16 protein-coding genes are annotated in these 15,145 nt (G+C 39.7%); 4 read left to right on the top strand and 12 right to left on the bottom strand.

Going from position 1 to position 15,145, the window contains the following annotated elements; all coding sequences use genetic code 11:
• The first annotated feature begins 31 nt into the window (after nucleotides 1-31).
• The 4 genes from ACMZOO_RS01760 (at nucleotide 32) to ACMZOO_RS01745 (ending at nucleotide 4,461) form a co-directional block, all read left to right on the top strand.
• The gene (locus tag ACMZOO_RS01760) at nucleotides 32-796 is read left to right on the top strand and encodes a rhamnogalacturonan acetylesterase (protein ID WP_440905033.1); all 765 of its coding nucleotides are present in this window, start codon (nucleotides 32-34) and stop codon (nucleotides 794-796) included.
• Entirely contained in the window at nucleotides 796-1,953 is a 1,158-nt protein-coding gene (locus ACMZOO_RS01755; RefSeq protein WP_440905032.1) for a pectinesterase family protein, read from the top strand. The genes ACMZOO_RS01760 and ACMZOO_RS01755 overlap by 1 nt, the downstream gene beginning before the upstream one ends.
• A gap of 67 nt (nucleotides 1,954-2,020) precedes the next feature.
• Nucleotides 2,021-3,493 (top strand): mannitol dehydrogenase family protein, encoded by a 1,473-nt coding sequence (locus ACMZOO_RS01750; RefSeq protein ID WP_440905031.1) that lies wholly within the window; start codon nucleotides 2,021-2,023, stop codon nucleotides 3,491-3,493.
• Nucleotides 3,494-3,504: 11 nt separating this feature from the next.
• On the top strand, nucleotides 3,505-4,461 hold the full coding sequence (locus ACMZOO_RS01745; protein WP_440905029.1) for a sugar kinase: 957 nt from the start codon (nucleotides 3,505-3,507) through the stop codon (nucleotides 4,459-4,461).
• Nucleotides 4,462-4,542: 81 nt separating this feature from the next.
• Here the strand turns inward: ACMZOO_RS01745 and ACMZOO_RS01740 are convergent, their stop codons facing one another.
• From ACMZOO_RS01740 to ccoN, 12 genes are all read right to left on the bottom strand, one after another.
• The gene (locus ACMZOO_RS01740; RefSeq protein WP_440905028.1) at nucleotides 4,543-4,893 is read right to left on the bottom strand and encodes a hypothetical protein; all 351 of its coding nucleotides are present in this window, start codon (nucleotides 4,891-4,893) and stop codon (nucleotides 4,543-4,545) included.
• A gap of 195 nt (nucleotides 4,894-5,088) precedes the next feature.
• Entirely contained in the window at nucleotides 5,089-6,027 is a 939-nt protein-coding gene (gene ttcA, locus ACMZOO_RS01735; protein WP_440905027.1) for a tRNA 2-thiocytidine(32) synthetase TtcA, read from the bottom strand.
• Nucleotides 6,028-6,086: 59 nt separating this feature from the next.
• Complete coding sequence (gene uspE / locus ACMZOO_RS01730) at nucleotides 6,087-7,025, bottom strand: universal stress protein UspE (RefSeq protein ID WP_440905026.1); 939 nt, start codon at nucleotides 7,023-7,025, stop codon at nucleotides 6,087-6,089.
• Between the two features lie 72 nt (nucleotides 7,026-7,097).
• A complete protein-coding gene (gene fnr / locus ACMZOO_RS01725) occupies nucleotides 7,098-7,835 on the bottom strand; it encodes a fumarate/nitrate reduction transcriptional regulator Fnr (RefSeq protein ID WP_440905025.1) in 738 nt (245 codons plus the stop codon).
• A 40-nt stretch (nucleotides 7,836-7,875) separates the two neighbouring features.
• Nucleotides 7,876-8,529, bottom strand: a complete 654-nt coding sequence (locus tag ACMZOO_RS01720; RefSeq protein WP_440905023.1) for a sulfite exporter TauE/SafE family protein — start codon at nucleotides 8,527-8,529, stop codon at nucleotides 7,876-7,878.
• Nucleotides 8,530-8,540: 11 nt separating this feature from the next.
• Nucleotides 8,541-8,696 carry a cbb3-type cytochrome oxidase assembly protein CcoS gene (ccoS, locus tag ACMZOO_RS01715; protein WP_440905022.1) on the bottom strand — a complete coding sequence of 52 codons (156 nt, stop codon included), beginning with the start codon at nucleotides 8,694-8,696 and terminating at the stop codon, nucleotides 8,541-8,543.
• Entirely contained in the window at nucleotides 8,693-11,068 is a 2,376-nt protein-coding gene (locus ACMZOO_RS01710; RefSeq protein WP_440905020.1) for a heavy metal translocating P-type ATPase, read from the bottom strand. The genes ccoS and ACMZOO_RS01710 overlap by 4 nt, the downstream gene beginning before the upstream one ends.
• 3 nt (nucleotides 11,069-11,071) lie before the next feature.
• A complete protein-coding gene (locus tag ACMZOO_RS01705; protein WP_440905019.1) occupies nucleotides 11,072-11,566 on the bottom strand; it encodes a FixH family protein in 495 nt (164 codons plus the stop codon).
• A 75-nt stretch (nucleotides 11,567-11,641) separates the two neighbouring features.
• Nucleotides 11,642-12,601 carry a cytochrome-c oxidase, cbb3-type subunit III gene (gene ccoP / locus ACMZOO_RS01700; protein WP_440905018.1) on the bottom strand — a complete coding sequence of 320 codons (960 nt, stop codon included), beginning with the start codon at nucleotides 12,599-12,601 and terminating at the stop codon, nucleotides 11,642-11,644.
• A gap of 10 nt (nucleotides 12,602-12,611) precedes the next feature.
• The gene (locus tag ACMZOO_RS01695; protein WP_440905017.1) at nucleotides 12,612-12,800 is read right to left on the bottom strand and encodes a cbb3-type cytochrome oxidase subunit 3; all 189 of its coding nucleotides are present in this window, start codon (nucleotides 12,798-12,800) and stop codon (nucleotides 12,612-12,614) included.
• Nucleotides 12,801-12,802: 2 nt separating this feature from the next.
• Entirely contained in the window at nucleotides 12,803-13,411 is a 609-nt protein-coding gene (ccoO, locus tag ACMZOO_RS01690; RefSeq protein ID WP_440905015.1) for a cytochrome-c oxidase, cbb3-type subunit II, read from the bottom strand.
• A gap of 9 nt (nucleotides 13,412-13,420) precedes the next feature.
• Nucleotides 13,421-14,863, bottom strand: coding sequence for a cytochrome-c oxidase, cbb3-type subunit I (gene ccoN, locus ACMZOO_RS01685; RefSeq protein ID WP_440905013.1), 1,443 nt, complete (start codon nucleotides 14,861-14,863; stop codon nucleotides 13,421-13,423).
• Nucleotides 14,864-15,145 lie beyond the last annotated feature (282 nt).

The following is a 15,145-nucleotide window of genomic DNA, read 5'->3' as shown; positions in this document are numbered from 1 at the left end:
TAGATTATACAATTTGTGTGGGAGTTAAGTGGTGCCGTTAATTAAAATAGTTAATTTAAATCTTTTGTTCCCTAAGGTTTTAATCAGTTGTATTTTGTTGCTGTTAACTCAAGCGCTACATGCACAGGAAAAACAACAAACTCAAGTGTTTATAGTGGGCGATTCAACCGCCAGCTTTTACAAAACAAACAAATATCCTCGTACAGGTTGGGGAATGCGTTTGCAGCAACATTTAGCTGACACAGTTACTGTACACAATTTGGCCGTCTCTGGTCGAAGCTCACGCAGCTTTATCAATGAAGGCTATATTTATCCGATATGGGAACAAATTAACGCTGGTGATTATTTATTGATCCAGTTTGGTCACAATGATCAGAAGAAAGACAAAGACCGCAATACTTTACCTTTTTCTAGCTACCAATTTTATTTGAGTTATTACATTAACAAAGCGCGCGAATTGGGTGCTAAACCGATTTTGTTAACCTCAATCAGTCGCTATAAATTTGATGATAACAACAAAGCTATCGACACTCACAAAGATTATCCAGTCGCTATGCGCCAATTGGCCGACAAGCTTACTGTTCCATTAATTGATTTAACCGTGAAAACCACAGAGTTGTTAAACAAACTCGGGCCTACCAAAGCAAAAGAATTATTCTTATTTTATCAGCCAGGTGAATATGCTTCATATCCGAAAGGCGTTTCTGATGGCACGCATTTGTCTGAATGGGGCGCTGATCAAGTTGTCGCATTGTTTGTGGATGATCTTAAGCAGCTAGCTCCGGAGCTGTTCTAATGAAACAAGCAATTGTTGCCAGTTTTTTATCATGTGTTCTGTTAGTCGTCGCTGGATGCTCAGTTACTGCGTCCAACGAGCCTTCAAGCTCTGCTACGAATCAAACTACAAACTTGTACGTAGTGAATAGCGAAGTTGAAAAAGATAAATTTATTGCTGCAGGTAAAACCACTTTTACCGATATTCAACAAGCGGTTAATTTTGCTCCTAGCCAAGGTGCGACTATTCATATAGAGCCGGGTGTTTATAAACAAAGGGTTGAAATTAATAAATCAAACATAAGTTTAGTTGGTCGTGATCGTGACAATACAGTTATTGAATATGGCCTGTACGCTGGATTTATTGATCCAGAAAAAGGTAAAAAAATAGGTACTTTTGGTACAGCAACTTTTCGTGTAACTGAGGCAAACTTCACAGCGAAAAATATTACCATAGCCAATAGCTTTGATTATCCGGCTAACGAAAAGTTGGATAAAACACATCCAGATAGAATTAAAGGTGAACAAGCAGTCGCATTACAGATTTCAGGCAATGCGGATAAAAGTTTATTTCTTAATGTGTCTTTATTAGGTTATCAAGATACCTTATATGCCAATAGTGGCCGCAGTGCTTTTATCGATTCAAAAATAAGTGGCCATGTAGATTTTATTTTTGGGGCTGGCACTGTTTGGTTTGAAAATAGTGAAATTGTCAGCTTACGCAGGTTTAAAAAAGTAAAATACTCTGGCTATATCACAGCGCCAAGTACTAGGATTCAAACCCCTTATGGTTTTGTTTTTTATAACTGTAAGCTCACCCGAGAAGAAGGCGTGGCTGATGGCTCAGTGCCTTTAGGCCGACCTTGGCATCCAACCACAACCTTCAGCGATGGCCGTTATGCAGATCCCTTTGCTGTCGCCAATGCTGTGTTTATCCGCACTTATATGGATGCACATATAGCGACTGAAGGATGGAGTTCTATGGGCGGGACAGCCAAAGATGGTGGTAAAAAAACACAATTTACCCCAGAAGCTGCGCGATTCTTTGAATATCAAAACACAGGTGCTGGGGCTGAATACGACAGAGATATCACACCTGAAATTCGACGTCAGTTGAGTGATTTTGAATTCGAACAATTTTATACTAAATCAGCTGTATTAAACGGTTGGTTAAATTAATTTACTAACAAATGCCACCGGTGGTATTTGTTGCAAGAACATGCAATTTTTATAGAGAGATGTGTTTATGAGATTAAATGAACAGAACCTTGCCGCTAAACTTGACTCATTACCTGCTAATGTTCAAGTAGCTCGCTATTCTCGTAGTGCGACCAAAATTGGTATTGTGCACTTAGGTTTAGGCGCGTTTCATCGTTCACATCAAGCATTATTTACCGAACGCGCGATGAATGAGTGTGGTGGTGATTGGGCTATTTGTGCCGTATCTATGCGTAATGAAACTTTACAACAGCAATTATCTGGTCAAGACAACTTATTTACAGTTGTTATGAATGACAAAGATACTGATTACCAAGTTGTAAGTGCTGTTAAAGAAGTTTTAGTTGCTAAAAATCAACTTGAGCAAGTATTAGCGCGTTTGACTTCTGCAGATACCAAATTAGTGTCGTTGACTGTTACTGAAAAAGGTTATTGCCTTAATTCAGCGGGGGATCTAGACACTGAATTAGCTGGGATTAAAGCTGATTTAGCCAATCCAACTGCGCCATCTACTGTGGTGGGTATGTTGGCTTATGGTTTAGCACAGCGTCATGCTGCTGGCACTAAACCTTTTCACGTAGTTGCATGTGACAACTTACCTGGTAATGGTGAAAAACTTAAAACCGCTGTTGTGCAATTTGCAAAAGCATCAAATGCTGAAGTTGCATCATGGATAGAAGAGAATGTTCAGTTCCCAAATACTATGGTTGACTGTATTACGCCACACACTGAAGACAAAACAGTGCAAATGGTGAAAGATGATTTGGGCTTAGAAGATTTGGCTCCGGTTAATCGTGAAGCTTTCCATCAATGGGTTATTGAGGATATTTTACCTGCCGAACGTCCAGCTTGGGACAAAGTCGGGGTTATCTTTACCAATGATGTTGAGGCGTTTGAGAATACTAAATTACGTATTTTAAATGGTTTGCACTCAATTCTTGCTTATATGGGTCCATTATTAGGATATAAGAGTGTGTATGAAGCTGTGTCTGATAGTCGTTTAAAAGGATTTCTACAGTCAATAGCGGCACAAGAGGTTATTCCAACGATAGAAGCACCTGCTGGCCTTGATTTACACGAATATGCTGCACAGATTGTACGTCGTTTTGAAAATCCAAAAATTTGTCACTTGTTAGAACAAATTGCGTGTGACGGCACAATTAAAATTCCTGTTCGTACCTTACAGCCAATATTAGATAACCTTAAAGCAGGTCGTAACAACAATAATAAGTTGTACTACGTGGTTGCCGCTTGGTTATTGTTCTTGGTAAATAAAGTTGAAACTGAACAAACCATTAATGATCCAAAAGCTGCGCAGTTACAACAAATTATTTCTGCATTTACTGGTGATATAACCCAAGACGTAAATGCATTTATGACAGCTGAAGGTTTATTGCCTGAAGCTGTTCGTAGCAACGAAGAAATCATCAATAAAGTCACGGAAGCTTATAAAGTAATTTTGCAGCACAGAACTGATATTCGAGCTGCATTACCAATGTAAAAGGAATAGCTATGAAGCGAGTTTTATGTTTTGGTGAAGCTATGATTGAAATGGCGCCTGAGTTATCTGGGCGTTATAAATTGGGTGTTGCTGGTGATACTTTAAACATGGCGGTTTATTTAAAACGTTTGGCTGGTTTAGCCGACGTGAATTGCCAAGTTGATTACGTATCCGCAGTCGGTCAAGATCAAGCTAGCCAAAAGATTATAGATTTTTGTTGGGACGAATTGCTCGGAATAGAGCATTTGTACCGTTTATCAGGTTACAGTTGTGGACTATATATGATCTCAACTGATGAATTTGGTGAGCGTAGTTTTAGCTATTGGCGTAGTAACTCTGCTGCAAGGCAAATAATGCAGCCTTTAGCTATGCAACATAGTCTCAATAACTTGCTTCAATCAGACATATTTTTCTTTTCAGGCATTAGCTTGGCGGTTATTACTGAACAAAGTCGCGAAAACTTTTTTGAGTTGTTACATAAACTTAAAGAAAGTGGTGTGACTGTCGTTTTTGACCCCAATTATCGTCCTGTACTATGGCAAAACAAACTAGAAGCAAAAGATGCTTTCACTCGGGCATTTAAGTGCGCCGATATTGTTTTGCCAGGTATGGACGATTTACGCGAAGTTTTTGCCTGTTACACAAGTAAAGATGTACTGGCTTTGTTCGAAGGTTTCCCTTGCCGAGAAGTGATTATTAAAAACGGTAGTCAAAGTGTTGTGGCTAAATGTGGTGATGAATTAACCGAATACGCGATTACACCAGTGGATACAGTTGTTGACACAACATCCGCGGGCGACTCGTTTAATGGTGCCTATATTATGGCTAGAATTCGTGGAGATTCAGTGATTGAAGCGATAGACTTTGCCGCTCAGGTCGCAGCCGAAGTGATTCAGCACAAAGGCGCAATTATTCCAAACCAAGCATTACGCAATTTTTATTTAAACACTCAGCCAGTTAACTCTTGATAGCCAAGACGCTCAAGGTTGAGCTGCAACTACACCTACACCACACAGGGGCTTTGCCCCTTTGTTATTCCTCTCCAAAAACTAAATTTTATGAGTAACTCTTTCAAGTTGCAGTTCAATGCGCGTATTGCGTTTATTAATTGTATCTATCGCCAACAAGAGTAAAGGTAGTGCAATAAGAATTGCATGGGCACAGATAGCAAGCCAGCTACTTTCAATTATTACGCTGAGTGCTTGGCACATAATGCTAGCGACTATACTGAAGCTTAAGCTTCTGCTCGTTAAAAGTTTATTGGTTTGTCCCAATAGAATCACCTTTAAACCCATTTGACAGTGGGGACATAAAATTCGATGGCGAATGTTATTTCTATCTAAGTCGTAGGTTTTTGTTTCATTGATTTGTTGTTGGCAACTAGGACACTGCAACGGCATAACAAACTTACCTCGCGATAACAAATGGTTTAGCAATACCAGAACTGCGACATATTTCTTATATATCATAGTTTTACGGTTTGTTAAATTTATTTTACAGTTTGTTGCGTTTTAGCTGTTATGTTATAGCGGCTTAGGTATCCGCTAGGTAGGTATGTGCGAGAAACTACCTAGCTGTGATTAGGTTTGTCTTAGTTAACCAGCATTGATAAATTGAATTGCGATTTTATCTTCGTCTGCTATCTGCTCGTCATCCGCATATAGTTCAGTATCAATTTGTGGTGCTTCGATACTTGGTTTGTCAAAGGCTATGTCACCTTCTTCAATTTCAAGTTGGCTGTTTGAGCGTAGACCTTTAAAGTCATATAAACTTGGATCAGCCAAGTGTGAGCGGCTGACGTTTTGCACTGCGTTAAACATAGTTTCTAGGCGGCCCGGATGTTTTTTATCCCAACCTTGAAGCATTTCTTTGATGACTTTTCTTTGTAAATTTTCTTGTGAACCACATAAGTTACACGGAATGATTGGAAATTCTTTGATCGCAGCATATTTGCTAATGTCTTTTTCACGACAATAAGCCAGAGGACGAATAACTATATGCTCTTGATTGTCACTGATAAGCTTAGGTGGCATGCCCTTAAGTTTTCCGCCATAAAACATGTTAAGGAATAGGGTTTCTAAAATATCGTCTCTGTGATGGCCTAAGGCGATTTTAGTCACACCCAAGTCTTTGGCTGTGCGGTATAAAATGCCGCGGCGTAGTCTTGAGCAGAGTGAGCATGTGGTTTTGCCTTCTGGCACTTTTTCTTTAACTATGCTGTAGGTGTCTTCTTCAATAATCTTATATTCAACATCTATTGAGTCTAAGTATTTAGGTAAAACATCTTCTGGGAAACCTGGTTGTTTTTGATCTAAGTTAACTGCAATAATGTCGAAGTTAATCGGCGCTCTTTGACGTAAAAACATCAAAATATCTAACATAGTGTAGCTATCTTTACCGCCCGATAGACACACCATAACTTTGTCACCATCTTCAATCATATTAAAATCTTCAATGGCTTTACCAACACATCTACGAATTCTTTTTTGTAGTTTGTTGAAGTTATACTGGTTTTTTGCGGTTAAAGTTTGCATGCTGCGCCTCACTAAATTAGAGGCGCGGATTATAGCAAAATTCGTTAAGGTGTTAATCTTTAGTTTTTGTTTAGTGTTACTGGGCTTTGAAAACCGTAAGGTTTTAATGCCAGTACATCACAATTGACACCATCTAATAAATGTTCTGCTGTATTGCCGAGCAAAGCGGCGGTTAAGCCACTACGACCAATTGTACCTAGAACGATTAATTCAGCGTCGAGCTCCTTGGCGTATTGAGTGATCGAATCTTCGGGTAACCCTTCTGCCAATATGCAATTTTCTTCGACGATATCAAAAGCTTTTGCATACTTTAAAGTTGAGCTGAGGTGGTGTTGACGTATTGCTTCGCGATAAGCGGTTGGATCAAACTCTGGAATTTCCACCGCCAAACTAACAGCGCCAGCGGGATAACAATTAAGCAACTTTAAATTGGCTTGCAGTAGGCTTCGCATATACTGAGAAGTGCCAATGATATTATTGTTTAAATCAATATGTTGTTGTTCTTGGCTGACGCTATTAATTGCCGCGAGAATTGTACCGTTGTCCGGCCAATCATGTTCTTTTACCAATAAAACCGAGCAGGGGCATTTACGCAACAAATGCCAATCTGTCGGGGTAAATATGACAGCTTGTAGCACACTGTGTTCATGTGTGGCTTTAACAACTAGATCATACTTGTATTGAATAACTTGTTTTATGACAGCCTCGAACGGCCGATTATGCCATTCAACTAATGGACGTATTTGCGACACTTGGCTCGCAAATGGCTCTAACACATCTTCTAACCATTGGGTGCGCTCTTCTACCATACAACGGCGCATCAGCTCGCGCTCTTCGGCCGACAGCATAGTGGTCATTTCGTAAGAAAAATCGTAAACGGCAAGGTAGGCTGTTATGGTTGCACCAGTTTTATGCGCTAATGCGACCGCGCGTTTGAGGGCTTTGAGTTTTTCGTCGTTAGGCTCAATAACAACGAGAATTTTGCTTACTTCTCTCATCGCTAAGCTCCATAGATTGTAATTTATTTGAGTTTAGTTCAACCCATGGCGCTTTGCTGAAAATTTTGTAGCTTATTTACATTCTGAGTTTGGGCTATATTCCGCAACTTTCTTCAATCCATCAAAAGATTCGATTGAAATCAGTTTGCGTTCTACTTTGATAATGCGTTCCTGATGGAAGCGACTTAATAAACGACTGATGGTCTCAACTGTTAAGCCTAAATAATTACCTATTTCGCCACGTGTCATAGTTAAACTAAACTCTTTTGACGATAAGCCTCGTTGTTTAAAACGATTTGACAATTGAATGATAAAACTGGCTAAACGAGCGTCAGCAGTTTTTTTATTGAGGAGAAATAACATATCTTGATCTGTCGATATCTCATTACTCATTAAGCGCATGATTTGTTGGCGCAGCTTTGGCATTGTCGCGCTGAGCTTATCCATTGTGTCATAGGGAATTTCACAAATCATAGCGGTTTCAAGCGCTTCGGCAAAACTCGGATGGTTTTGTGCTTGAATCGCGTCAAAACCTATAATGTCGCCGGGTAGGTGAAATGCGATAATTTGTTCTTCACCATTCCCTGATACTGTATATGACTTAAAAGAGCCAGAGCGCACAGCGTATAGCGACTTAAATGACTGGCCGGCTTCTATCAACTTTTGCTTTTTTTGATACGGCTTTTTACGCTGTATAATATTATCCAGCTGATTAAGTTCGCTATCATTCAAGGCAAAAGGTAAACACAATTGACTAATGCTGCATTTTTGGCATTGAATACTTGAAGTAAATTTTGCTGTCATATCCATTTGTCGCTCGACTGAATTAGGTTGTTAATAACCTTTAATGTTAACTTATATTCAACTGCAATACAGCAGTTGCTAGCATGTAAATTGCAAATAATATTAAGCTGATGGCAAGTGTATTTCTAACTGGCTTTTGGTTTAGAAAATGATGCATTTGTTGGCTAATTGACGCGGACAACAAGAGCGCTGGCCAAGTGCCTAAACCAAAACAAAACATTAGCGCAGCCGATTTAAATGGGCTGGCTGACGCTGCTGCCCAAGTAAGCACGCTGTAAACTAAACCACAAGGTAACCAACCCCATACAGCACCCGCCGCAAAACGAGCTAAATAACTTTGCTCTTTAATTAAACTGTGAGCTGTTGGCGCAAGTTTCGACCATAATTTAGTTGAAATTTTTTCAATTTTGGTAATAGCAAAATTCCATTTTGCTATGTAAAAAGCGAGAAAAATTAATAGCAATGCTGAGAATATTTTTAGTAAAAGTAAAAAAGGTTTAAAACTCGCGGTTAACCAAAAGCCAGCAGTACCGACCACAAAACCAATAATGGCATAACTGGTTACCCGCCCTAAGCTATATAACAGGGCATGACTAAACCGACTGCTAATACCGGAAGCAATAGCTAAACCTCCGCACATAGCGATACAATGGCCAGCGCCCACTAAACCCAGGACAAATGCTGTGATAAACTCAGGCATTGGATTAAAACTTATTTATCTTGTGGTTTATCATCATCAAATAAAATGTCATGGCCTTGGCGATCTAAATCTTCAAACTGATTTTTTTTTACAGCCCAGAAAAACAGCACAAGAGCGACAACAATAATCACAATCGCCAACGGAATTAAAACGTAAATTACATTCATTTTTTCAGTAATCTCATTGAGTTGCTTACAACAATTAGCGAACTTGCTGACATACCTATTACTGCCATCCAAGGTGTTAATATGCCAAATACCGCTAGAGGTAATGCTAAAGCATTGTAACCAATAGCCCAAACAAAATTTTGTTTTAAAATGCGGTTAAGCCGCTGTGACATAGCGACCAGCTTGGCAATACCGACCGGTTCTGAATTAAGTAAAATTACATCCGCTTTATATTTTGAAAGTTCAGCACCTTCATCCATTGCGAGCGAGATATCTGCGGTTGCCAATACGATAGAGTCATTGACACCATCACCCAGCATAGCAACGCTGCCGTATTCCTTTTGTAGCTGTTGTAGTTTTTGACGTTTAGCCTCAGGCGTTAAGCCTTTATAAAAGCGAATGCCGAGTTTTTCAGCAATTTTATCGACCAACTGGCTATGGTCACCAGACAATATTACTTTTGGCATCGACAATAACTCAATACATTCGCGACTAGTGGTTTTTAGTTGATCTTCTAACTCAATTGCAGCAATACAGCGATCTTGTTTAAAGACGTATATTTGTGCGTTTTGCCAATTCGCTTCAGGTGGTAGCTGATTGGCTCTAGTAAATAAACTTTTACTGCCAATTGTATATTCAACCCCGTCAATCGAAACGTGCAAACCTTGATGGGCAATTGTTTCAATTGAGTCTAATTTGATGCTTGAGCTATCAATGTCGCTAAATCCGGTTGCGAGTGGGTGACTGGATTCTTTTTCTGCTGCGGCTACAATTTTTAATAATTCTTCTTGGTTTATCTCGTTACTGCAGTGAAGCTGTGCACGGGAAAATTTACCAGTGGTGAGTGTGCCAGTCTTGTCAAATGCAACAAGCTGTAACTTATCAGCTTGTTCTAGTGCATGACTTTCTCTGATTAAAACACCTTGGATTTTTAGTGCGTTACTGGCTGCAGATATGGCTGTTGGCAAAGCGAGCGACAGGGCACATGGACAGGTGGCGACTAACACTGCAACTGCATACCATAAGCCATTTTCTCCAAGCAACTGCCAACCAATATAAGTTGCGATAGACAAGAGTATAACTGAGATAGTTGCTTGTTTTGCCATTTTATCTGCAACATTGGCTAATGGACTTTTAGATTGATTAATACGCTCTTGGTGTTTGGCAATTTGCGCAAGGCGCGTATTTAAATAAACTGTTTCAACTTCAATTTGAATAATTTGGTTGTGAACTAAACTACCGGCAAAAATCATATCACCTTGAATTTTTTCTATAGGTAAACTCTCACCTGTTAGTTGTGCTTCTTCAACCGTGCAATGTTTAGAAATAAGTTTACCGTCGGCTGGAACCTGTTCACCCGGTTTAACTTGAATGATATCGCCAATTTTAAGTTCATTAGCATGGACTGTGATGACTTGGTTGTTGTCTATTTTAAAAGCAACTATAGGCAAGAGTTTAAGTAAATTAGCCGAGGTGATCGCCGCTTTGGTTTTAACTAAGTGTTCTAAATATCGGCTAGTCAGCAGTAAAAACACAAACATGGTGGCTGACTCAAAATAAACTTCACCTGTATTGCTGTAGGTTGCATATGCGCTGGCGATGAAAGTGCTGTAGATTGCAAAAACGACTGGCACATCCATATTTACCGAACCTTTGCTTAGCGCTCGATAGGCGGAATTAACTAAAGGTAACCCGCTATACAAAACGACAGGAGCTGACAGCAGTAAACTGACCCAGCGGAAGAAGTAAGCAAAAGATTCTTCTATCACATCAAAATAAAGCGCAAACGCTAACATCATAACTTGCATGGTGAATAAACCAGCGACTGCTAGTTGTTTTTGATAGCTTTTGCTGATGTTTTTATATTCGGTTTCTATTTGACTGATTTTAAAAGGTGAGGGCGTATAGCCGATTGATTTTATCGCACTAAAAATTGCGCTGAGTTGTATTTGTGAATTGTCCCACAGCAATTCTGCTCTAGCATTGGTCAGGTTAACCCGAATGGAATTCACCCCGGCTAGTTTGGTTAGATATTTTTCAATTAACCAAGCACAAGCTGCACAATGCATTCCTTGAATGGAAATATCCGCTGCATGTTGTTGGCTGGACGGATCAATTCTGACAAATTCATGTTGCACACTAGGTGCGTCGAAAGCTTGATACGGGTTGTTATCTTGGACTATTGCTTGTTCAAAAGGTTTTTCAGCTGAGCTTTGACGGTATTTATAATAACCGTCAAAGCCACCTTGCAAAATAACATTGGCAACAGCTTGGCAACCTGTACAACAGACTGCTTTATTTTCGCCATTTACTTGAATGCTTAGACTGCAATCAGCTGGCACTTGCTCGTTGCAATGATAACAACTGCTCATAAATTATGGCGTAATTAAAATTTTACCAGTGTAGGGTAGTGTTATGGTTTTTTGCACTTTCCATTTTTTGTCATGTGGCTCTATGGTTAATTGCCATTTACCTACAGTCGATTTATCCAAAAGCGCTGAAAATTTACCGTCGGCACGGCGTGTTGCCATAACACTTTGATCTTTAACTGATTGAGTTGCATGATAAAAGGAAACAATTAAATTTGCTGGTTCAGGTGCTTTGCGGTTTGCGTTTAAATCTAACAAGATACTGTCGTCAGTGACTTCAACGAATATCGCAATGCCATATTCACTAGCAAGTTTTTCACGGTCGAATTCTTGATTTATCGCTTTACCTTTTTTGTAGTAGTCATCTACTACCATTTCAACTTTATATTCACGGTAAATCGATAAACGTACAGCAGCGACCAATACTGGAATAAGAATTATCGCAATTAAAACCCAAGGCCATGGTTCTTTATACCAAGGTCTGCTATCTACATCAGTCATATATATTTCTCAGTTTATGTGCCCGCAGGCAAAAAAAAGCCCCGCTAAAGCGAGGCTTTTCCTCTACTTATTTGTTTAGTTTGACAAACTATAAACGTAAGCAGAAATTAAGTGAACTTTGTCTTCACCTAAAATATCCTTCCAAGCTGGCATTACACCCGCGCGGCCGTGGATCAAAGTTTCAGAAATAGCGCGTTCTGAACCACCGTACAGCCAGATATCATCAGTCAAGTTCGGTGCACCAAATGGTAAGTTATGCGCAACACTACCTTTACCGTCTGCACCATGACAAGCAGCACAAACCGCAAATTTAGCTTGGCCAGCTTTGGCTAAACCAGCATCTACTTCGCGACCACTTAAACTAATTACATAAGCTGTAACTTGTTTTACGCCGTCTTCACCAAGAGAGTCAATCCAACCAGGCATAGCTGCTTTACGGCCATGCAAAATGGTTTCTTTGATTTTTTCTGGACTACCACCGTATAACCAATCTGTGTCGGTTAGGTTAGGGAAGCCAGTACCACCACGTGCATCAGAAGCATGACATTGCGAACAGTTTTGCAAATATAGACGTTTACCGATTTCTAACGCTTCTTCATTTTTAGCTAAAGCGTGGACGTCTTGGGCTGCAAATTTTTCAAAAATAGGACCAAAAGTCTCATCAGCTTTAACCAATTCTTGGTCGTATTGAACACGCATACCGTCAGCTTTTGCTTGCTCTACCGCTTGACGTGATTCTTCTAGACTAGTAATGCCTTGGTTTGAGCTCTTCCAACCTAAAAAGCCTTGGTAGTTACCTAAACCTGGGTAAGCTAATAAATAATACACAGCCCATACAGCTGTTAACCAAAACATTTTGGTCCACCAACCCGGTAACGGGTTGTTTAGTTCTTCAATGCCGTCGAATTCATGGCCCATTGATTTGCCTTCTTCGACGCCTGCGTAGTTTTTCATGTTCAGGTATAAACAAGTAAATACCAGAACCAAACATAGGATAGATAGAATTGCTACCCACAAACTCCAAAAGGTACTCATGATGTATCCTCTAATCTCTGTGAACTTGTTGTTCTTTGTTGCCGCTATTCTTCTTGTCTACATCTGAGTCATCAAGAATTGAATTCGCCGCATTATCAAAACGTTTTTTACTCTGCTTACTATAGGCCCACCAAATAATGCCAACAAATACTGCTAACACTATTATGGTGTATATGCCTCGATAAGTTCCGTAATCCATAACTATTTTAAAGCTGTACCAAGGGTTTGAAGATATGCAATTAATGCATCCATCTCAGTTTTACCTTGTACTGACGCTTTTGCTTGTGCAACATCTTCGTCTGTATAAGGTACGCCGTAGTAATCTTTAAATACCGTTAGTTTTTTCGCGATAAGTTCACCGTCTAATTTGTTTTCTTCAAGCCAAGGGTAACCCGGCATGATAGATTCAGGAACTACGTCACGAGGATTGATCATATGAACTCGGTGCCAATCGTCAGAGTAACGACCACCAACACGTGCTAAATCAGGACCTGTACGCTTAGAACCCCATAAAAATGGATGTTCCCATACAGATTCACCAGCAACAGAGTAGTGACCATAACGTTCGGTTTCAGAGCGGAAAGGGCGGATCATTTGGCTGTGACAACCAACACATCCTTCTTTAATGTATATATCACGACCTTCCATTTGTAATGCTGTGTATGGTTTTAACCCTTTAACTGGCTCAGTGGTATCTTTCATGAACATTAAAGGGGTAATTTCAACCAAAGTACCAAAGCTAATCGCGATTACCGCAAAAATTGCCAGTAAACCAATATTCTTTTCTACTATTTCGTGTTTATTAGCCATGATTATCTCCTATGCGTTCGCTACTACAGGTTTAGTCGCTAAACCTTCATCAGCTACTTTCTCTGATTTAATTGTGCGAATTACGTTGTACAACATAGTGATCATACCGGCGACAACACACAATCCACCCATCCAACGCATAATGTTGTAAGGTTTCTTCTGCGCAACAATTTCAATAAAGCTGTAAGTCAAAGTACCGTCAGCATTTACTGCACGCCACATCATGCCTTCCATAACACCTGTGATCCACATAGCAACTATGTATAAAACAACACCGATAGTGGCTAACCAGAAATGCACATTGATTAATTTAATGCTGTACATTCTTTCACGACCAAATACTTTTGGAATTAAGTGGTATAAAGAACCAATTGAAACCATAGCAACCCAGCCTAATGCACCTGAGTGTACGTGACCTACTGTCCAGTCTGTATAGTGAGATAAGGCGTTTACTGATTTAATTGCCATCATTGGGCCTTCAAATGTAGACATACCGTAGAACGAAAGTGACACTATCATGAAACGTAAGATTGGGTCGGTACGTAATTTATGCCAAGCACCTGAAAGTGTCATGATGCCGTTGATCATACCGCCCCATGAAGGTACGAATAATACAACTGACATTACCATACCTAATGACTGAGTCCAGTCTGGAAGAGCTGTATAGTGCAAGTGATGCGGGCCAGCCCAAATATATAAAGAAACTAATGCCCAAAAATGCACAACAGATAAGCGGTATGAATAAACTGGACGTTCTGCTTGTTTAGGTACGAAGTAGTACATCATACCCAAGAAACCTGCGGTTAAGAAGAAGCCTACTGCATTGTGGCCGTACCACCATTGCATCATAGCATCAACTGCACCTGAGTATATGGAATAAGATTTGGTTAAGCTCACCGGAATTGCCATGCTGTTACCTATATGTAGTACAGCAACGGTTAAGATGAAGCCACCGTAAAACCAGTTTGCAACATATATATGTGAAGTCGCACGTTTAACTATGGTGCCAAAAAACACAATTGCATAGGCTATCCAAACGATTGCGATTAAAATATCGATTGGCCATTCTAACTCTGCGTATTCTTTAGAAGTTGTAATACCTAAAGGTAAGGTAATAACAGCACTGACAATGATTGCTTGCCAACCCCAGAAAGTGAAGTTTGCTAATTTGTCACTAAAAATACGAGTTTGACAGGTACGTTGCACTACATAATAAGAAGTAGCAAATAACGCACAACCACCAAAAGCAAAGATTACAGCATTGGTATGCAAAGGACGTAATCGTGAATAGGTAAACCAAGGTGTGTCGAAGTTTAATTCAGGCCACACTAACTGAGCAGCTATTAGAACACCCGCGGACATCCCAATAAGCCCCCATACGACTGCCATAAAGGCAAATTTTTTGACTATGTCAAAATTATATATCGGAGTTGCAGAACTTGTTGCGCTCATTTTATATCTTCCAAAGTTCTCAGGCATAAAAACTAAATTTGTTTGAACTTGATAAACCCATCACTAAGTTTGCCAAGCTAAAAATATAGATAATAGCCTTTTTTGCTTAAAAACCATTCAAATTGAGTGGAAAAGCAGCAAAAATATAGTTGACTGACTAAAATCGCGCAAATTGTATGGTTTTTATGGCAAAAAATACAGCCGAGTTTTAAAAAAACATGATTTAGCTCAATAACAAGCGAGATTGCGATATATTATGTGTTTGTAATTAACAGACAAACA

This window comes from Catenovulum sp. SX2, assembly GCF_052056295.1.
Taxonomy (GTDB): domain Bacteria; phylum Pseudomonadota; class Gammaproteobacteria; order Enterobacterales; family Alteromonadaceae; genus Catenovulum.
This window is presented reverse-complemented; position numbering and strand designations above follow the sequence as displayed.